This is a genomic window from Microbulbifer sp. TB1203, assembly GCF_030997045.1.
Lineage (GTDB): Bacteria > Pseudomonadota > Gammaproteobacteria > Pseudomonadales > Cellvibrionaceae > Microbulbifer.
On sequence record NZ_CP116899.1, the window covers coordinates 4,257,379 to 4,274,689 of the forward strand.

Annotated in this window: 21 protein-coding genes; 9 read left to right on the forward strand and 12 right to left on the reverse strand. The window is 50.0% G+C overall.

The features are described from left to right. Positions 1–60: 60 nt before the first annotated feature. The 8 genes from PP263_RS18300 (at position 61) to PP263_RS18335 (ending at position 5,811) form a co-directional block, all read left to right on the forward strand. A complete protein-coding gene (locus PP263_RS18300; RefSeq protein WP_308365331.1) occupies positions 61–870 on the forward strand; it encodes a DUF1080 domain-containing protein in 810 nt (269 codons plus the stop codon). 330 nt (positions 871–1,200) lie between these two features. Beyond that, complete coding sequence (locus PP263_RS18305; protein ID WP_308365332.1) at positions 1,201–1,587, forward strand: hypothetical protein; 387 nt, start codon at positions 1,201–1,203, stop codon at positions 1,585–1,587. 290 nt (positions 1,588–1,877) lie between these two features. Then, entirely contained in the window at positions 1,878–2,162 is a 285-nt protein-coding gene (locus tag PP263_RS18310) for a hypothetical protein (RefSeq protein ID WP_308365333.1), read from the forward strand. Positions 2,163–2,280: 118 nt separating this feature from the next. Further along, entirely contained in the window at positions 2,281–2,622 is a 342-nt protein-coding gene (locus PP263_RS18315; RefSeq protein ID WP_308365334.1) for a phosphotyrosine protein phosphatase, read from the forward strand. 507 nt (positions 2,623–3,129) lie between these two features. Continuing rightward, positions 3,130–3,639 (forward strand): hypothetical protein, encoded by a 510-nt coding sequence (locus PP263_RS18320; protein ID WP_308365335.1) that lies wholly within the window; start codon positions 3,130–3,132, stop codon positions 3,637–3,639. A gap of 360 nt (positions 3,640–3,999) precedes the next feature. Further along, positions 4,000–4,215 (forward strand): hypothetical protein, encoded by a 216-nt coding sequence (locus tag PP263_RS18325; RefSeq protein ID WP_308365336.1) that lies wholly within the window; start codon positions 4,000–4,002, stop codon positions 4,213–4,215. Positions 4,216–4,323: 108 nt separating this feature from the next. Then, entirely contained in the window at positions 4,324–4,950 is a 627-nt protein-coding gene (locus PP263_RS18330) for a hypothetical protein (protein WP_308365337.1), read from the forward strand. 360 nt (positions 4,951–5,310) lie between these two features. Further along, entirely contained in the window at positions 5,311–5,811 is a 501-nt protein-coding gene (locus tag PP263_RS18335) for a hypothetical protein (protein ID WP_308365339.1), read from the forward strand. Positions 5,812–6,568: 757 nt separating this feature from the next. Here PP263_RS18335 and PP263_RS18340 read toward each other — a convergent pair. The 8 genes from PP263_RS18340 to PP263_RS22755 form a co-directional block, all read right to left on the reverse strand. Beyond that, positions 6,569–6,787, reverse strand: a complete 219-nt coding sequence (locus tag PP263_RS18340) for a hypothetical protein (RefSeq protein ID WP_308365340.1) — start codon at positions 6,785–6,787, stop codon at positions 6,569–6,571. A gap of 136 nt (positions 6,788–6,923) precedes the next feature. Next, the gene (locus PP263_RS18345) at positions 6,924–8,537 is read right to left on the reverse strand and encodes an IS66 family transposase (protein ID WP_308365341.1); all 1,614 of its coding nucleotides are present in this window, start codon (positions 8,535–8,537) and stop codon (positions 6,924–6,926) included. A gap of 24 nt (positions 8,538–8,561) precedes the next feature. Further along, positions 8,562–8,909, reverse strand: a complete 348-nt coding sequence (tnpB, locus tag PP263_RS18350; RefSeq protein WP_308365342.1) for an IS66 family insertion sequence element accessory protein TnpB — start codon at positions 8,907–8,909, stop codon at positions 8,562–8,564. Continuing rightward, positions 8,909–9,214, reverse strand: coding sequence for an IS66 family insertion sequence element accessory protein TnpB (locus PP263_RS18355; RefSeq protein WP_308365343.1), 306 nt, complete (start codon positions 9,212–9,214; stop codon positions 8,909–8,911). The genes tnpB and PP263_RS18355 overlap by 1 nt, the downstream gene beginning before the upstream one ends. A 40-nt stretch (positions 9,215–9,254) precedes the next feature. Next, positions 9,255–9,839 carry an alpha/beta fold hydrolase gene (locus PP263_RS18360; protein WP_308365344.1) on the reverse strand — a complete coding sequence of 195 codons (585 nt, stop codon included), beginning with the start codon at positions 9,837–9,839 and terminating at the stop codon, positions 9,255–9,257. A gap of 101 nt (positions 9,840–9,940) precedes the next feature. Beyond that, positions 9,941–10,375: a hypothetical protein gene (locus tag PP263_RS18365; protein WP_308365345.1), complete on the reverse strand. Its 435-nt coding sequence runs from the start codon at positions 10,373–10,375 to the stop codon at positions 9,941–9,943. Positions 10,376–10,497: 122 nt separating this feature from the next. Then, positions 10,498–10,731 carry a hypothetical protein gene (locus PP263_RS18370; protein WP_308365346.1) on the reverse strand — a complete coding sequence of 78 codons (234 nt, stop codon included), beginning with the start codon at positions 10,729–10,731 and terminating at the stop codon, positions 10,498–10,500. Then, complete coding sequence (locus tag PP263_RS22755; RefSeq protein ID WP_374693727.1) at positions 10,724–10,930, reverse strand: hypothetical protein; 207 nt, start codon at positions 10,928–10,930, stop codon at positions 10,724–10,726. The genes PP263_RS18370 and PP263_RS22755 overlap by 8 nt, the downstream gene beginning before the upstream one ends. A gap of 97 nt (positions 10,931–11,027) precedes the next feature. Here PP263_RS22755 and PP263_RS18375 point away from each other — a divergent pair, with 97 nt between their 5' ends. Beyond that, a complete protein-coding gene (locus tag PP263_RS18375) occupies positions 11,028–11,969 on the forward strand; it encodes an IS1595 family transposase (protein WP_308365347.1) in 942 nt (313 codons plus the stop codon). Here PP263_RS18375 and PP263_RS18380 read toward each other — a convergent pair. From PP263_RS18380 to pepN, 4 genes are all read right to left on the reverse strand, one after another. Beyond that, the gene (locus PP263_RS18380; RefSeq protein WP_308365349.1) at positions 11,966–12,226 is read right to left on the reverse strand and encodes a hypothetical protein; all 261 of its coding nucleotides are present in this window, start codon (positions 12,224–12,226) and stop codon (positions 11,966–11,968) included. The two genes, PP263_RS18375 and PP263_RS18380, sit on opposite strands and share 4 nt — an antisense overlap. 147 nt (positions 12,227–12,373) lie before the next feature. Continuing rightward, on the reverse strand, positions 12,374–12,619 hold the full coding sequence (locus PP263_RS18385; protein WP_308365350.1) for a hypothetical protein: 246 nt from the start codon (positions 12,617–12,619) through the stop codon (positions 12,374–12,376). An 89-nt stretch (positions 12,620–12,708) separates the two neighbouring features. Next, complete coding sequence (locus tag PP263_RS18390; protein WP_308365352.1) at positions 12,709–13,428, reverse strand: hypothetical protein; 720 nt, start codon at positions 13,426–13,428, stop codon at positions 12,709–12,711. A 1,018-nt stretch (positions 13,429–14,446) separates the two neighbouring features. Further along, a complete protein-coding gene (pepN, locus tag PP263_RS18395; protein ID WP_308365353.1) occupies positions 14,447–17,152 on the reverse strand; it encodes an aminopeptidase N in 2,706 nt (901 codons plus the stop codon). Between the last annotated feature and the right edge of the window lie 159 nt (positions 17,153–17,311).

Sequence of the window (17,311 nt, forward strand, 5' to 3'; positions counted from 1 at the left end):
GTTCAAAAATCATACAGACCGGAAGCCCGGATAGCGGCATTCCGACAAGGAAACATCCCTATGCTCAAACCTTTCACGCTCTTCATTGCGACCGCCACCCTCGCCGTTTCCATGCTTACCTCTTGTGCAGATGCAGAACCCGATCAACCGGCGGCCGCCAACGGGACCTGGATACAACTATTCAACGGCAAGGACCTGGACGGCTGGACACCCAAGTTCCGTGGGCACGAACTGGGGGAAAACTACCGAAACACCTTCCGCGTCGAAAACGGTGCGCTCGTGGTCTCCTACGACGAATGGGACAAGTTCGACGGCGAGTTCGGCCATCTCTTCTACAAGGACAAATTCTCCCATTACCGCCTGCGCGTGCAGTACCGCATCATTGGTGAGCAGGTCGAGAACGGCCCGCCCTGGGCGCTGCGCAACAACGGCATGATGCTCCACAGCCAACCGCCCAACACCATGGACATCAACCAGAATTTCCCCGTCTCCATTGAAGTGCAACTGCTCGGCGGCGACGGTGAAAACGAACGTGCCTCACTCAATGCCTGCACGCCCGGTACCAACATCGTCATGGAGGGCAAACTCGTCACCGAACACTGCATCCCCGCCACCGTCAAAAAAACCTTCCACGGCGATCAGCTGGTCACCGTCGAAATGGAAGTGCGCGGCGGCGACGTAATGCGCCACATCGTCGACGGCGAAGTGGTGATGGAGTACGAAAAGCCGCAACTCGACTCCAAAGACGCCGATGCAAAAAGGCTGATCACCGGCGAAGACCTTCTACTCAACGAAGGCTACATCGCGATTCAGGCGGAAAGCCACCCCACTGTGTTTGAGAAGATCGAACTGATGGTGCTTGAGCCCTGATGCGGTTTGGGATGCTGCTCCCCGCAGAGGCGTTTCATACGGTGGGCTGCCCCCAAGCTGGTATTCAGAAGCCAACGGCTCTTGTTCACCGGCAAACCTCCGCTAAGTGGTTGACTTTAAAGGAAGTAACACAGAGACTTTGAGCCGAAGGCTGATAAGGATTACAGAGCGCATGGCTCGCTTTACTTTGAATACGAAGAAAAAATATTGATTGTCTATTTGATTCTAATAGGAAAAATTTTCTGTGTGGAATTGCGCGCCAGTGTGCAAGCGCTTGGTGATAATGAGCCTGTGGCTCATGAATAAAATTGTTATAACACAAAGTTACGCATGAAAAATCTACTATTGATATTTTCTATTTGTTGGACTTCATATTCCTATTGCGTTGAAGATGATTTTACGCAGGAAGATTTGGCAGAATTAGAGCGTGGCTTGGAGTACGCTTCTGATAAAGAGTTAGAAGCTATGGCCAAAGCTACTAATGCTAGTATGGCATCAACATTTTCCATGATATTTGCAGTTCACGAAGATATTTCAAGCGAAGAAGCAAGCATTAAGGGGTTCTGCGCAGCATCATTTTTTAAGATTGAGCCAACGAAAAAAGCTATTATTGGATACTTTCAACGTGCTGTGGATTCTACGCCAGAGGAGTTCTTTGAAATTCTGAAAGATAATAAAGAGGAGTTCCGGGAGTGTATAGAGAAGCCCCGGTTATAACCAGTCGATCCAGGGGACAGTTTACTATGAGCATCTTTTCGCGCGGTCGCTACGCTTCCATTCTGCGCAAAAAGGCGCACATAGTAAACTGCCCCTGATCTCCACATTCAGGCTGTAGAAAAACTCGAGCACTTCTTGAGGTGGCAAATTTTTTGTGTGGAGAGTGCTCTGAAATGCTTTTCAACATGCAAAACAGGTCCAGAATTCACGTAGGAATGCGATTTGCTGGGCAAAATACAAACAGAAAGAAGGGGCCGGAGTTTTTCTACAGCCTCGTTAAGCATTGAGTCATGCCGAGAGAAAAATCAGAATCAGAGAAGGCGGCGGGAAAGTTAATATCTGCAGTTCAGAAAGAATGGCATGAGGAACTTGGCGAGCCACAGGCGGACCTGAGTGAGGATGTAATGGGCTTGGCTCATGAGCTCTTGCAAGCGCGTACTTCTAAAGCTATGACAACACTACTTGGTTCTAGGACGGTTAAGCAGTTCTTGGGCGAGCGCTGGGTTTATGATCATCCGTCTGTAGAGGCTGGCATTAAATCATTAGAGCAGGCTATTGAGCGAGAAAATGCTTAACAAGGTAATCAACTGCGCGCGCAAAAGATGCGCACCGGACGGCCTACGCTGCGTACTTTCGTGCGCAAAACACTCCGGCCGCCGGTTACTACAACGTTATACTCAATAAGGAAATCATGTGAATCTGTTGTTTGTGTGCAGTGAAAATAGACTTCGCAGCCCCACAGGTGAGGAAGTGTTTTCAAAATACCAAAACGTTAATGCTGTCGGTTGCGGTACGAATTCCGATGCGGAAACACCTATTGGTGGTGATTTGATTGAATGGGCTGACATAATCTTTGTAATGGAAAGTAGCCATCGAAATAAAGTATCCAAAAAGTACAAGGACCTTTTAAAGAATAAGAAGCTTGTCTGCTTAGATATTCCTGACGAATATGAACGTATGGACCCGATGCTTGTTCGTATCCTTGAAAATAGAGTTATGAAACATATGCGGGTTCCACTAACATCAAAAGCATAACCAGACCAAGCGCTGCGACCGCTTCTTCGTTGCAGCTTCGCCTTCACTACAAAGCTGCGCGTGTTGGCAGCATTATTTATAGAGAATGAATAAATTTCTACTTTTTACGATGGTTGTCATTTTAGTTTGGGGGTGTTCCAACTCAGGCAGTAAGGTAAAAGTTATGTACCACGAGCCAAACTGTAAGCCGTTGGGTTTCATATCCGGATCAGGCCGAGACAAGTTTGAGGCTCTAAGAGAGGCTAAGTTTAAAGCATCAAAGTATGGTGGAAACGTTTTAGTTGAAGCACCAAAAGAATTATTCAGAGAGAGTAGGCGTAATTCAAAAGAAGCTGCATCGAATCATGCTGTATACTGCGGAATCGTTTACTACTGTACGCCGGACAACAAATAACTAACCCTCCCAGGGGCAAGCCACTTTATGCACATTTTATACGGTTCGCTACGCTCGTATTCTCGCGTAAAATATGTATAAAGCAATTTGTCCCTGAAATCAGTGTTAACTTCATGAAACATTTGGTTCTATTTTGCATTACCGTTTTGGCAGGGTGCTCAAGCATTTATAGAGAGGCTTCTCCACTTGAACGTCACTATGGAGAAAAATTCTATGCAGGTGAAATGTTCTATGAGCAGGCTGTATGGTTTTCGGCAGAGCCTGAGCATCAATTTTCAATAAGTCAGAATACGCTGTACTTGTACGATCATCACTATGAAGACGAGTCAAAACCAAACTTTTATAAATTAAATATTGATAATTGTGATGGCATTAGGGTCGCTATTGATAAACTGAAGAATTCAACAGTTAGCTCAGTAGCGCGTATAGCCGGGGTTGAACCTATACCAGATCCAGAAGTTGCAGTTTTAGACGGAGATTGGATGAAGCTGCGCATAAATAATATTGATGCGGGATATTTTGAGCTCAATGGGAGTTCTAGTACACAATTTACCGTACCCTGGATAGAATCTGCTCAGGAAGTATTCAACGTAGGACACTCCTGTGCAAAAGAAAGAAGTTAATAAAACTGTTAAGCAAAGGGAAGATACATGGAGTCGTATAAGTACAGTATCTTTGGCCGAGAAGTGTTGATAGAAAGAAGGGGCAAAGACTGGTCAACCTTCTATGTAGGGTCAGAAGGTAAACGTAGAAATGCTGGCATTTTTATACCTCCAGAAATAGCTGATGCTGAACTAACGCAATTCTTGGATGATCTATGCCACGAGTGGGCTTCAGAAAAATTTCCTAATGTTATACGACTTACTAGAAAATGAAATGAAAGTTCAGGATAGGAAATTGCTTAACAAGGTGCGGTACTACGCAGCCTTCGGCTGCCGGATGCTCGCAGCTCGAATTGGTGTGCGTAACATTGGGTGGCACTAGTGACTACCTACGATCACGATGCAGATCTCTTTCGTCTCGTCGGCACAGTTGTTGCCGCATCACAGATTTTCGAAGCGATATTTGTCTTAGCTACGAAGCTCGCTGTGAGGCAGGCTGATATTCAAGTGCTCGAGAATATTGAGCCGCTGCCGGAGTTTTTCTACAGCCTCGTTAGGCTTCCAAGGAGGAATGATGGAAAAATCAATAAATGGTAAATGTCACTGTGGATCTGTCGTATGGGAGGCGAAACGTCCATCAAAAATAGTTTTAAATTGAAGTGTACTGTTATAAGAGCCTAAACCCGAAACAACACGAGAAATCCCATGCAAAATATGACAAAACTGCTGTTATTGAGCGCCTACCTATCATTCGTAGCCACTGAAGCCAATGCTTCCGAAACCATTGCTATTAACCCAACCAACAAAGTAGCATTATTGGACGGCCGTTGTGGCAATGATGAATGGGAAGCAGCAACAAAGATCGAGTTGCCAGCGCAGGCATCCATTTATCTAATGCACGATAAGGACTACTTCTACATATGCGCCAAAGGTAAAGCAGAAGATATCACAGTCTTAGACCTTTACATAGAACATGCAGAAACAGGCCATCTCCACAAATTTCATCTCTCCGCCCAAATGGGGGAAAGTGTACTCACAGACAAAGGATGGGAACGTGCATCCGGCAAGTGGATACTCAAAGATTATGCCGGATTCTGGGTACCCTTTTCTGGGCTTGAAGATCCCGAAAATAGAAAGGGTCCTATATGGGCTAAAGGAACACACAGGCAAGTCCAGGCGTCACGCAAGAAATTTCCGGGTAACACTTGGAATATGATGTTTGGTGTAAGCGCCATTAATCACGAAGGCAACAGGAATTCAGAATTCTTTTATCCCGAAAAAGCAGTATCTAACGATAAGTCGACCTGGGGGAAATTCTCATTTTCCGAATAAAAGCTATATATACTATTACTGAGGTTTAGGGGAATTGGACCATACAAGGCCAGTCAGTATGCTCCGGCGCTGCGCGCCTCCGCCGGACGGCCTACGCAATGCGCTTCGTGCAGAAAACGCTACGGCCGCCGCTGCTGGCGGCGTTCAGGCTGTAGAAAAACTCGAGCACTTTTTGAAGTGGCAAATTTTTCGTGCGGAGAGTGCTCTGAGCTACTTTTCGCCATACAAAACAGGTCCAGAATTCACGTAGGAGCGCGATTTTTTGTGCGAGATATAACCAGGACGAAAGGCCAGAGTTTTTCTACAGTCTCGTTAAGCCAGAATAAAGTGAGATACCTGGAATCATGCGGATGGCGAGTCATGATTTTAGTTCTGTCTATTACGACAGTTCTAATACTTTTTAGATTCCATATTTTTATGACTGTCCTTCCATTTGAGTGCTGGAGTTTTGAAGATGTATGGGATCATCGCCCGGAGCACTTCAATCCATTTTGGGCGTATACAACAGTATTTTTACTCCTTACTGCCTGGTCAATTATTGAGCTTGTGATCGGCGTAGCGGCAAAGAGTGTTCGCGTTGTTCCGCTCGTTTCACTCTTGTTAATGACTTCCGTTTTATTTGGGCATATGCATTTTTGGCAGTCATTTAAAATAATGCGCGGAGAGCAAAAATTCAGCTATTTTACAGTCAAGCTGATCAACTTTAGGCTTCCACAACCTGAAGAAAGGTTGCCTGGTTCTCCTCCAAGCTGGCAAGAGTATCTGATTGAAAATAGATGCTCCAAAGGCTTGGCAATTTCAAATATGTCCAAGCGGGAGAGAGAAGAGCTTCGCAAGAAGTATTTGGCGCTCTGGAGGTAGCAGCTCATTATAGCCTGCCCAGGCAGGACGACAGGCTTTCCGTTGCGCCTTCGGCTCAACTACAAACCTGCGCCTGCTAGGTGCGTTAGCGCTGGTCATAGATAAATAACAGAGTATATTTACAATATGATTTCTCGGACAATAACAACACATTTACCTGTAGATACCAATGAAGCTTTCGAGCACTTAGTGTTCTATAAGGATTGCGAGAAATGGACGGATCCAGAAGAGTGGCAGGGACTTTTCTTTCACCTTTCTGAAAACAAATTATCTGGTATTGAGGTATCCAATCCCATACCTTTGATGGCCCCTATCTATATACCAATTGAGGAACTCTCTAAGGGCAGTAAAGTTGTATATGGTTCTTCCTGTTCAAATAAAGATAATTTGCCGCTAGATTCAATGAGATTTTTTCCGTTTAGGGAAATCCGGCAATCTGTAATCTTTCGCCCAAATGAGAAGGGATGTGTAGTCAAACATACAATTGAGTTATTGCCCAAGGGTATACTTGGCCATATAAACTGTAGACTGCTTGTCTTCCCTGAACTTATTAAAGACATAAATAAAAAGAACAATCTACTACAGAAGCACTTGAAAAATGTATCGAGCCAAAGTTGAGTCGTTAACCTGTAATGCAGCGGGCGACCAACTTTGCACATTTTTTGCACAGTCGAAGCACTCCCATTTTGGCCCAAAAAGCACACAAACTTGGTCTGATTGCAGCGTTTAGGCTGAAGAAAAACTCCGGCCCTCCTGGTTATATTTCATCCAAAAAATCGCGTTTCGCAAGCTGAGGCGTCCCCAAGTGCTTTGCGAGAAAATCAAGCAGCTTTCGGCGATAAACCACAGGCTCAAACCGCTGCAGATCAACATGCGCCGCGCCTGGCACCGCCCAGAACTCCTTCGGCTCCTTGGCTGCGGCGAAGAGACGCTCCGCTTCCTCGATGGGCGTGTGCTTATCTTCCGTGCCAGCCATTACCAGCACCGGACCGTGAAATTGGCCGATGCGGCTGATGGGGCGAAGCTCCTCGGGAGCTATACCCAGTCGGGGTTTCAACTGCAGGGTGAGAAGAGGCGCGACGAGGGCGCCCACCTCACCCAGCCGTAACCGCTCATTCTAAGACGTCATTGCCCCAGCGGTAGATGTCTGATCGCAAGGGATTGCTTGCAAACTTTTCCTTCCACATTCGCGGTGTCAGATCTGCAACTTCTCTGGCCGGATGCTGGCCAACTCGAAGGAGCACATCCGTGAGATACGTGTACGGATTGATATCGTGCAGCTTGCAGGTGGTAATCAGGCTCTGGATGATGCCCACATGCTCCGCGCCTAGCTCGGTCCAGCAGAACATCCAGTTCTTCCTGCCCATTGGAATCGGACGCAGGGCGCGCTCCAGGTGATTGGTGTCCAGGGGTAAATCCGGGTCCTCCTGGAACACTCTGAGCTTTTGCTCTCTCTGGATCACATAGCCGAGTGCTCTGGTGAGCGGGTCGGAGGGAATCAGGTCTGTGCGCTGTATTTGGGCCTGACACCACTGGAAGAACTGATCCACTACCGGTTTGCTGTGGGCGAGCCGGTAGCTACGCTTCTTGTCGCCAGTGAAGCCTGCCTTGGCAATTTCCTCTTCAATCTTGTACAGACGGGCAATGTGGTCCAGGGCGTAACGAACTGCCTGCGGTTCTTGCTGTTCTGCATCGATAAAATAGCGACGGCTGTGCACCCAGCATTGGGCGTGGGTGATGCCGGTATTCTCTTCGACAAAGCGCGCATAGGCGGTGTAGCCGTCACTCAGCAGCGTGCCGGTAAAGTCCGTTTTGAGGATTTTCTCGATATGCGCGCGCCCGCGGCTGGCGCTGAAGGTAAAGGCCACTTCGTCGCGTTCCCCGTACAGAGGCCAGAAGTAGCCCTGTTTCATTTTTCCGGGGCCGGCACTGGATTTGCCGCTCTTGCCGGCCTTGATCGGGGTTTCATCCATAGCCAGCACCCGGCTTTGCAGGATACTGAGGAGCTGTGCCGCCGCGATGGGGCGTAGCAGCTCGATGGAACGCCTGCACAAGTTGGTGAGAGTGGCGCGACTCAGGGTTACACCCGCCTGAGTGAGGCGCTGGTGCTGGCGGTACAGCGGCAGGTGGTACTGGAACTTGTCCACTAGCATGCCCACCAGGAAGCTGACGTCGGCGATGCTCTTCTCAAGGACATTGGCCGGTGCCGGGCTGGGCAGTGGCTTGTCCTCGCCTTTGCGCTTCAAGATCGGGCGCCGATATTCCTGCACCACGTAACTGGCCGGTTGCTGGGCCAGGCGGTGGGTGGTTTTGGTGCCGATCACTTCAAATTGATCTGCTTCAGGGCCTATAAGCTCCGGCGGTGTCTGTTCGATGACCTGCACCGGAACGTCCGGGCCGAAGCGCAGGCCGCTGTCATTGACGCAATCTTCACCGCGTTGCTTGGGCGCCTTGCCGCGCTGGTAGGTGATGGTGATCTTCTCACCTTCGACGGGGGCGGACTCAGTAGCCGCGCCCAGCAGGGAGGGCTGATGAGGATTGGCTTCCGCCAGACGTCTTTCCGACTTCTGGCCAAAGAGCTGTTTATTGAACCAGTCGAGCCGCTTCTTCAGCTGCGCATTTTCTTCGCGCAGACGCGCGTTCTCCTGCTGCTCTGCAGACAGGAGTGCGTGGTCCTGGCGGGCCTCTTCGGAGAAGATGTCTTCGGATTTGTCAGCGCGTTTCATGACGTGGATTGTACCAAGATGACACTATGGATTGTGTTTATAGCGCTTCAATTGCCGGGATTTTTGCACCTCGATCCCGTCGAGGATCAGCTGCAGGTCGGACCAGCTCAGCCAGCGTCTCCCCGATGCTGAAGAGCGCACAGGGAACTGGCCCTGCTCCAGGCGCTTGTTCCACAGGCAGTAGCCGGAGGGCTCGAAGTACAGCACCTTCATCATGGTTTTGCGGCGGTTGATAAAGACGAAGTACTGACCTTCGAGCGGGTTTTCATCGAGCTGGTTTTTGGCCAGCGCCGATAGCCCACCGAAGGATTTGCGCATATCCGTGGGCTCGGTGCACAGCAGGATCCTCGCGCGGGTTCCTACCGAGAACATTAGCTCTGACTCAGCTTCAGCTCAACGCCATTACCGAGGCTCAGTACGATCTCCCAGCCTGAGGATGAACCAACGTTCAGCGTGGCGAGATCGATAAAGTCAGGTTCTGCTTTCCGGTCTTGCACAATATTCAGATCCGGTGTGGCCAGACGTTTGCGCCACTGGCAGAAACTGGCATAGCCGATCGTACGCTCGGTGCAAAACTGCGTGGCGGGCATACCGCTGACTTGCCATTCGTCGATGAGTGATTGCCATTGCTCCGCGGATCGACGCGGGCGTGGGGTGTGGGTATTTGTAGAATTCATAGTTGGCCTCCGTGTTGTTGACGGTGGCCAGAATAGTGTTTCAGATTGCCGTGGTGAATGACGCCCTACAATGAACGGTTACACCCAGCCGGAGTTTCAACCGAGCAGCTACCGCCTCATCAATCGTGGGATAAACCGACTCCAAAACGAGTGCATCGACTTCAATCGGCTTCTCCCCAAGAAGCGCCGCCGCGCCGCCCAGCGACTGGCCGATGGCTCCTACCTTTGAGCACTTGAAGCGGGAGCGCAGGAGCGAGACTGCCGCTCGCGCATTCGATGACTCGCGATAGCCGAAGGTGATGTGCTCTCCCGAACTCTCGCCGTGGGCCTGGAAATCAAACAGGAGCGCAGAGTAGCCAGCCTGTCGGAGCAACCGCGCACGCTCAATCATGCTCCGGCGATTTGAGCGGACCCCATGCATGAGGAGAAGACACGGAGCGTTTTCCCCTGCGGGCACGAACCAGCCTTTGACCCCGGCGAATTCGACATCAACAGCTCTTAGATCGGCCGGCGCCGGCCCAATGGAGCGAACGGCGGGTGCTGACAGCGCCGAACCTGCCAGATAGCTGGCGCTTGCACCTGTTATCATAATGGTCAGCGTTAAAGCTAACAGTGATTGTCGCATTTCCTTTCCTTGCGCATTTAACCCCGCAAGAGGGGGGGGCAGAGCGTAGCGTAGGCCATCTCACGGAGGACCGAAGGCTCGGAGTAAACTGCTTATGTACGTTAGTTGTCACTTCTTGCATCAATTTTCCGCAATGTTATCCATGCACTAACCGCCCCAACAGCGCCTAAAAAGCAATGAATTGCCACGATAATGACTGTTTGTAACAAGTTACCCTCAGAATATGGGTCAATTCCGTGGGCATGGATTTTATTTATTGAATGATCTATCCAAAAAGGTATACCGGCTCCCACAGCTACAAACGTAATAAATGAAAAGAAAGGTTTGAAATAAATAAATATTGGTTTTAGAGGCAGCAACAATAAAAATGCAAGAATGCTCCCTAATATAAAAAATAATCCTCCTCCAACGGGAAAGGCCAATAGCGACAGTAAACCGCTGTCGTGAAATAAGATTTCGTTAACCCCCAAGAAAACTCCACCTAAAACGCCTACGGAGATTCCTGAATTCAATGCGGCTTTAAATATCTGAGTCATACTAATAAACAACTAGCGTCAAGCTCATGGGAAGCCTACTATATCCGCCATTTTGTGCAAAAATGGGAACGTAGCGATCATACAAAAGGGTACATATAGTAGGCGTTCCGTGCCTTTGCATGTTATAAATTCTTCTTGATCAAAGATTCATACTCAGGGTAATTACTCCCCGAAGAGCGCCTAGAAATATAAATCTCTTTGAGATTTTCCGCTGCTTGATCGTAGGACAATAGTAACTCTTGAATTTCCGCCTTATCCCTAACCGTCTCTGATTCAAGTAATCCTTCGAAGTGCTCAATTTGTTTTTGAACAGATTGTATACTAATTAAAATAGTTGATAACTCTAAATCAGCCATTGCTCAACTTCCTTTTGTGAGATTCTGCATTTCTCGCCAGCGCATCCAGAAGCTGGATAAACTGGAATTTAGGCATGTCATAGTTAGGACTAATGGAGTAGTGGGTAGCATTAAACCGTTTATTGTAGCTATCTTTTGTGATAATGAGGCCATTTGGTATTTCCGTACCCGTATGTCCAGTTGGCTTCCCTGAATGCACCGGGACGGTCAAACAATGACCTAATTACCACTCTTGCTAAGTAACGATTACCTGTATATAAATACAGTTATCTCGTTGATCTGCAAGGGAATCCGCCATGGCTCGCAACAAGGTACAGTTCCAGAAGGGCATCAGTTTGACCAAATTCCTCAAGGAGCACGGAACCGAGGACCAGTGCTTCGATGCGCTCTGCCGGTGGCGATGGCCAGACGGATTCCGCTGTCCCCACTGCGGGCATGACAAGTATTGCGACTTGTCTCACCGCAAGCTGAAGCAGTGCAACCGATGTCGCCGCCAGACGTCGATAACCTCGCGCACTATCTTCGACTCCACCAAGCTACCCCTTACCACCTGGTTTCTTGGTATCTTCCTCATTACCCAGGATAAGAAGGGCATCTCCTGCATGGAGCTGGCCCGTCACCTGGGTATCTCCTACAACGCTGCCTGGCGCATGAAGCAGAAGCTCATGCAGGTAATGCTGGAGCGGGACCAGCACTACAAGCTGTCCGGCTTCATCGAGCTGGATGACGCCTATCTTGGCGGCGAGCGTACCGGATGCAAGCCAGGACGCGGCGCTGACGGCAAGACACCCTTTGTTGCCGCTGTTGAAACCACCAAGGAAGGCCAGCCATCCCGGATCAAGCTCTCCATCATCAAGGGTTTCCGAAGCACCGAGATTTCCGCCTGGAGTAAGCGCCATCTGAGTGAAGGCAGCACTGTCATCTCGGATGGCCTCGCGTGTTTCAATGCCGTCACTGAAGCAGGTTGCGCACACGATAAGATTGTCTGTGGTGGTGGCCGCGCTTCCGTTGAAGAGCCCGAGTTCTATTGGGTGAATACTGTACTCGGCAATTTAAAGAGCGCTTTGCGCAGTACCTACCACGCAATCCGGCCTAAATATGCGCAGCGCTATCTGGCGGAATTCCAGTACCGATTCAACCGCAGATTCGATCTTTGCGCGCTCATTCCCCGGCTTATCTACGCCTCTCTCCGGACTCCACCAATGCCGGAAAGATTGCTTAAACTCGGCTTAGCTTAGGTGGTAATTAGGAACAATGATGTTCCTTGACCTAGAACGGATTTCACCATTTCGATCCCGTTTTCTAATTTGATGATTTCAACGTCTGGAGCTCGTAGCACGCCAGCTCTTATTTCCCGTTCTTCAAAATCTGGATAAAGAGGGTTTCTGCTTTTCGAGCTCTTATGAAGAGACCGCCAAAGATACAATTTCAAACTGCCAACATAAATTCGATCCAGTTGGCCTTTCGATATTAGCAATTTTTCAATAGTTTTCATTGCTTACTCTCCTTAGTGTAGTGATTTGTAACGCCTTGTACAGCGGAAATTTGTGGAGTGGGTTTTTGTGTTATAGAGTAGCGGCAACACAAAAAAGTCATGGAACAAATTTTCCGACTGGTGCAATTTGTTTAAGCATTGCCCGACTCAATAGCAAAAAATAGCCTTTTGAATCTCAGCAACCATGCTTTTTGCTTGCTCAACATCTAGCTCAATTTCTGAATTGCTGGATATCTCATGCTCCGGAACTTCGGCTAGCTCGCTAGCAGATTCGAAGTTGCTGCTATCTGGTTGTACAGTCCAGACTTCAAGGTTGACGAACCCATCGTGGACTCCAGAGCCTACCTCTACAAAGCCTTGACGATACTTTATTCCAGAACATTTTATTTTCATGGACCCCTTCCCAGAATTGCTTTACGCCCGTATAACGAGAAAATTTTAGCTGGCAGCTTTTTTGCTGCGCAGCGCGAAAAAGGTGACAGCTAAAATTTGTCCGTTGCATGCGTTTGGTAAGCATTTTTATCCAGCTTGTCGGAGTATTCCAGGTATAACCACCCAGTTAATATGGCAATACCACCTGCGTAGCCATAACCAGCATAACTATTAAGAAGAACATTTAATAACCAGTTTGCGTTTATATAGCTAAATGCTGAAAGCGCTGTGGCTATAGTAATTATTGCAGATAATGCCATTGCTCTATTGCCAAGTGAAGTAGCTTTAAAGCAGACAAAGGCGGCTATTAACAGGGCGATAAAGTTCGTGCCAAGAAAAATACGAATATCAGTAATTAACCCTGAAAATGTTTTATTGAAATAAGATTTTAAGCCCTGCTTCCAGGAAAATATTTTTTCGAACAAGGCTGCTTCCAATGGATTATTTGTTTCAAACTCAGGGGGGATTATGACAACGTTTTCTGCGTCAATAGTTAAAGACTCAACGTATTTGTATGGATTGGTTTTGAACGTATCAATTTCCTCGCGTATCACGTCTATTTGATAATCTTTGAGGTACATGTTTGCAGCCCTAGAGTTGAGAACTTCTTCAGCGAGGTCAACTTTAGAAGAAGTACCTTTGACCAACTTTTCTGTTACTAATAATCGAGACTCTTCTTCAATTTTATCGACCACAAAAAAACTGACTACAAATGCAATAAAGAAAACCACCATAAATATGGCTTGCGTCGATAGAAGTACTTTTCTCATAGTTTGATGTTTCCTTTACTTAACGATCGGTTTAGCGGCGCACGGAGCAAAGCGTAGTGCGTCCGGGCCGCGCATTTTTCGGCCGTACTACAGCCGCTTGTTATGTTGCAATACTTACTACCACTAGAACGGGAATGACCTTCAAACAGTATGCCTTCCAAAGGCTTTCATACTTCATGTTACGCTTGATTAGTCTCTTCGCCGCCGCATCTTCTACTGCCCAAGCGGGGATATCCCGCAGGGTTTTAGCATATTTGAACATGAAAAAGGTAGTAAGGTGAGACGCTGCATCAGGTGGCTTGAAAAAGAAGCCGTGGGGTCTGCCGTCTGCCACCCAGCTTTCATGATGGTGGATATATTGATGTCTGAGCACTTCATCGAAACAGTAGAAACACCAAAATCCGAATAGAAAGCTAAACGTACATATTGCGAAAAATAAAACGGTCATCTATATAAGCTTCATCTCATAGGGAGCCAAAACATCACAGTTAATTCAAAAGACGCTGCTTTATATCTATGTGCTCACTATTTACTTGAGAACTAAAGTGCCAGTTATTAACAATTTTCATAAAAATCAATTGGTTACAAGATCATTCGGATTTGGCAAGCCAGAAATAGACAGCAGCTGTTCTATATCTCCCCAAGACTAGGGCTATTGATCATATCGGCATCCCCATATAAATCAAACACTTGCGTAATCTTTCAGACAGATAGAAGCAAATGCTGCTGATCTTGGTAGAATTTTGCGCCAACACAAAAACAAGCCCCGCACTGAGGCGGGATTCCCCGGCGGCTGGCAGAGGTTCGGTTCGACAGCCATTTGTTTATCTGATCAGCCCTGGTTTTCAATCTTTGCCATTTCGATATCGCTCTCTATCCCGCTATCAGAGCTGGACCCCGGATCGAGTCCGGGGTGACGAGGGAATTGCGGATCGAGCCGGAGGTGACGAGGGGATTGGGTTAGTCAGCCTTTATCAGAGCTGGGCTTCGGGTCGATTCCGGGGTGACGAGGTGGGGGTTAGTCAGTCTTGGCTTCGCCGGGTTGTCCCGCCATCGCCATACACCACTCACTCTGCTGCTTGCGGTTTTTAAGGACCCGTCCCAGTGCCGGCATCAGTTCCGGATTCTGGTCCAGTACCTGGCTGTACTGACCAATATCGCCTTTGCTGCACACAATCGGAAACAGCATCGCATAGGCCTTGTTGTACAGCGTATCCGCGGTGCCGCTCACCTGCGGCACGGCGCCGAACAGCCGTATGCTGGTATCGCGGTAGAGGTTCAGCTGCTCCGCCGGGAAGAGCGCACCGGCGGCGGCTTTGATCTGGCTGAGTTTGTACTGGTCGCGCTTGTTCAGGATATTGTCCAGCCATTCATTCTTCATTTGGGCGCTAGGCCTGATAGCGCGGGCGCTGATGGCGTAGTTCTGGGCGCGGTCGGTGTTGTCCTTTTTCAGTTCTTCCGCAACCAGCTTTTCGTAGTCGCCCTGCAGGTGGCGGTTCAGCAGTACGATCAGTTGCCAGCGTTTGTCCTGGTCGATGGGCAGGCCGTCGATTTCCAGTTCGCCGGTCAGCAGCTGTATTGCGTGGTCCAGCGCTTCATCGGTGTGGGCGATTTCGGTGAAGGCTGCGAACCAGGTCTTCTGCGCGTCGCTGCCGGCGGGGGCGGTGTTGAGTTGGGTCCAGGTGAAGTTTTCGATCGACTGTAGCTGTTCCGCGCGCAGTTCCTGCGGCATATCGATGCGATACAGGTAGGCCGTTGCCTTTTCCAAGTGGTTGCTGATCAGGCGGATGACGTTGATATTGCTCTCGGCGCCGGCGTTGTTCAGGGCGAAGTCGATCCATTCGGCCAGCGCCATCCTGGCGTCGGTGACGCTGTCGAACAGGCTCTGCCACAGCATCAGGCGGGTGAAGGAGCTTTCGATGGCGTTGATATGCTGGGATACCTGGGCGACGGATTTGTCGTCCAGGCTGGTTTTTACATAGGCCCAGTCTTCGTCGTTGAGGTTGAGTATCTGCGGGCAGGGCAGGCCCTGGGCTGCTTTCACTTTCGTGGTGGCACCGCTGTAGGTGACGGGTACCGCTGCCACGCGGGTCATGATGTCGTTCTGCAGGCGGTAGAGGCCCAGCTGGATTTTCTGTTCGCGCAGTACCGGGCGCTGTTTGGTTACAAGGTCCGGTGCCGTTTGCGCAATGGTCAGCTGGGTGATCTTGTCGTCGCTACATTGGTAGCTGGAGGAGATTGTGTTGACCCCGGCCTGGTAGAGCCAGTCCTGGGTCCACTGGTCCAGGTCTTTGTTGGCGGCCTTGCCGAGGTGACCCATAAAGTCCCGCAGTTCGGCATTGCGGTAGGCGTATTCGCTCAGGTAGTTGTGCACGCCTTCGCGGAAGGTGTCTTTGCCCAGGTAATAGGGCAGTTGTTTGAGCGCCGAGCCGCCCTTGCCGTAGGTGATGCCGTCGAAGTTGGAGAAGGCCTGGTCGGTGTCCGGTACTGAAACTTCTATGGGGTGGGTGGTAACCAGTTGGTCGGCGCCGTAGGCCCATTGCTTGGTGCCCAGGTAGAAGTTTTCCCACACATCGTCGAATTCGCTGTTCTCCGCCAGCGCGAGGCTAGCCATATAAGTGGCGAAGCTCTCCTTGAGCCAGAGGCCGTTCCACCACTGCATGGTGACCAGGTCGCCGAACCACATATGGGACATCTCGTGGGCGATCACGTTGGCCAGGCGCAGGCGCTCGGCCTGGGTTTTTTCGCCGCGGGAGACGTAGGCCTCGTTGAAGGTGACCGCGGCGACGTTTTCCATGGCGCCGATGGTGAAGTCCGGCACGATCACCTGGTCGTATTTCACGAAGGGGTAGTCGATGCCGAAGTAGTCCTGGAAGAAGGCGAAGGACTGTTTGGTGAAGGTGAACCAGTCCTGGGGTTTGACGTTTTCCGCCAGGGTTTTGCGGGCCATCAGGCGCAGGGGGATGCCGTCGGCATCGTCTTCCCAGATTACGTAGGGGCCGGCGTGCAGGGGAAAGATATAGGAGGAGAACTTGCTGGTGGCGGGGAAGCGCCAGTGTTTGTGCCCGTTCTCCAACTGCTGCACCTTGTTTTCCCGCGTGGCGGAGACCAGGGTCCAGTCCCCCGGCGCCTCCACGTCCAGGGTGTAGCGGGCCTTCAGATCGGGCTGGTCGAAATGGGGGAAGAAGCGGTTGGCCTTGTAGGGTTCGAAGTGGGTGTAGAGGTAGACGCTGCCGTCCTCCGGGTCTTCGAAGCGGTGGAGGCCGGAGCCGTCGGTGGAGTAAGGGTGGGTGTATTCGATGGCGATGCTGTTCTGGCCCTGTTGCAGCTGCTCCGGGGCGATGCTGATGAAATAGCCGTTGTAGTCGAACGAGATTTCCTTGCCGCCCACGCTGACCGACTGCACCTCGCCACCGGCGAAGTCCACCGTGAGTGGCCGCTGCAGCGGCCGGGCGATTTCGGTTTCGGCGATGACGCGGCCGGAGAAGGATTTGGATTCGCTATCCAGCTTGACCGAGATGCCGTAGTCCACATTGGCGATCTGCTGCTTACGCAGCGCGGCGTATTTGGCGGTGAGGCTGGGGGCCTCGGGGCGCTCTATTTTGGGTGTGGTTTCCGGTGCGGCCGCGGGGGAGGTGGCGGAAAGCTTTGCCGTGTTCCGGGTTTCCTCACCACAGCCCGCCAACAGGGCGAGGCCGAGTAAAGGCAATAGGATTCTTTTCATGATTCTTCTATTGGTACGCATGGGCGCTCCGGCATTCTTATGGCGTCGAGTTGGCAGGGTGGCGATTGCCTCGCCTGCCGATTTCTCTTCTGGCATTTGCGGGTACGGACAATAGTAAATATTTGTGGTGTTATAGTAACGCTCCTCCCCCTGTGCAGT

Bases quoted from the DNA above. Each gene is read 5' to 3' on its own strand.
- PP263_RS18300 (WP_308365331.1), top strand. From the start codon at position 61: ATGCTCAAACCTTTCACGCTCTTCATTGCGACCGCCACCCTCGCCGTT.
- PP263_RS18305 (WP_308365332.1), top strand. From the start codon at position 1,201: ATGAAAAATCTACTATTGATATTTTCTATTTGTTGGACTTCATATTCC.
- PP263_RS18310 (WP_308365333.1), top strand. From the start codon at position 1,878: ATGCCGAGAGAAAAATCAGAATCAGAGAAGGCGGCGGGAAAGTTAATA.
- PP263_RS18320 (WP_308365335.1), top strand. From the start codon at position 3,130: ATGAAACATTTGGTTCTATTTTGCATTACCGTTTTGGCAGGGTGCTCA.
- PP263_RS18330 (WP_308365337.1), top strand. From the start codon at position 4,324: ATGCAAAATATGACAAAACTGCTGTTATTGAGCGCCTACCTATCATTC.
- PP263_RS18335 (WP_308365339.1), top strand. From the start codon at position 5,311: ATGATTTTAGTTCTGTCTATTACGACAGTTCTAATACTTTTTAGATTC.
- PP263_RS18340 (WP_308365340.1), bottom strand. From the start codon at position 6,787: ATGGCTGGCACGGAAGATAAGCACACGCCCATCGAGGAAGCGGAGCGT.
- PP263_RS18345 (WP_308365341.1), bottom strand. From the start codon at position 8,537: ATGAAACGCGCTGACAAATCCGAAGACATCTTCTCCGAAGAGGCCCGC.
- tnpB (WP_308365342.1), bottom strand. From the start codon at position 8,909: ATGTTCTCGGTAGGAACCCGCGCGAGGATCCTGCTGTGCACCGAGCCC.
- PP263_RS18355 (WP_308365343.1), bottom strand. From the start codon at position 9,214: ATGAATTCTACAAATACCCACACCCCACGCCCGCGTCGATCCGCGGAG.
- PP263_RS18360 (WP_308365344.1), bottom strand. From the start codon at position 9,839: ATGCGACAATCACTGTTAGCTTTAACGCTGACCATTATGATAACAGGT.
- PP263_RS18365 (WP_308365345.1), bottom strand. From the start codon at position 10,375: ATGACTCAGATATTTAAAGCCGCATTGAATTCAGGAATCTCCGTAGGC.
- PP263_RS18370 (WP_308365346.1), bottom strand. From the start codon at position 10,731: ATGGCTGATTTAGAGTTATCAACTATTTTAATTAGTATACAATCTGTT.
- PP263_RS18375 (WP_308365347.1), top strand. From the start codon at position 11,028: ATGGCTCGCAACAAGGTACAGTTCCAGAAGGGCATCAGTTTGACCAAA.
- PP263_RS18380 (WP_308365349.1), bottom strand. From the start codon at position 12,226: ATGAAAACTATTGAAAAATTGCTAATATCGAAAGGCCAACTGGATCGA.
- PP263_RS18385 (WP_308365350.1), bottom strand. From the start codon at position 12,619: ATGAAAATAAAATGTTCTGGAATAAAGTATCGTCAAGGCTTTGTAGAG.
- PP263_RS18390 (WP_308365352.1), bottom strand. From the start codon at position 13,428: ATGAGAAAAGTACTTCTATCGACGCAAGCCATATTTATGGTGGTTTTC.
- pepN (WP_308365353.1), bottom strand. From the start codon at position 17,152: ATGAAAAGAATCCTATTGCCTTTACTCGGCCTCGCCCTGTTGGCGGGC.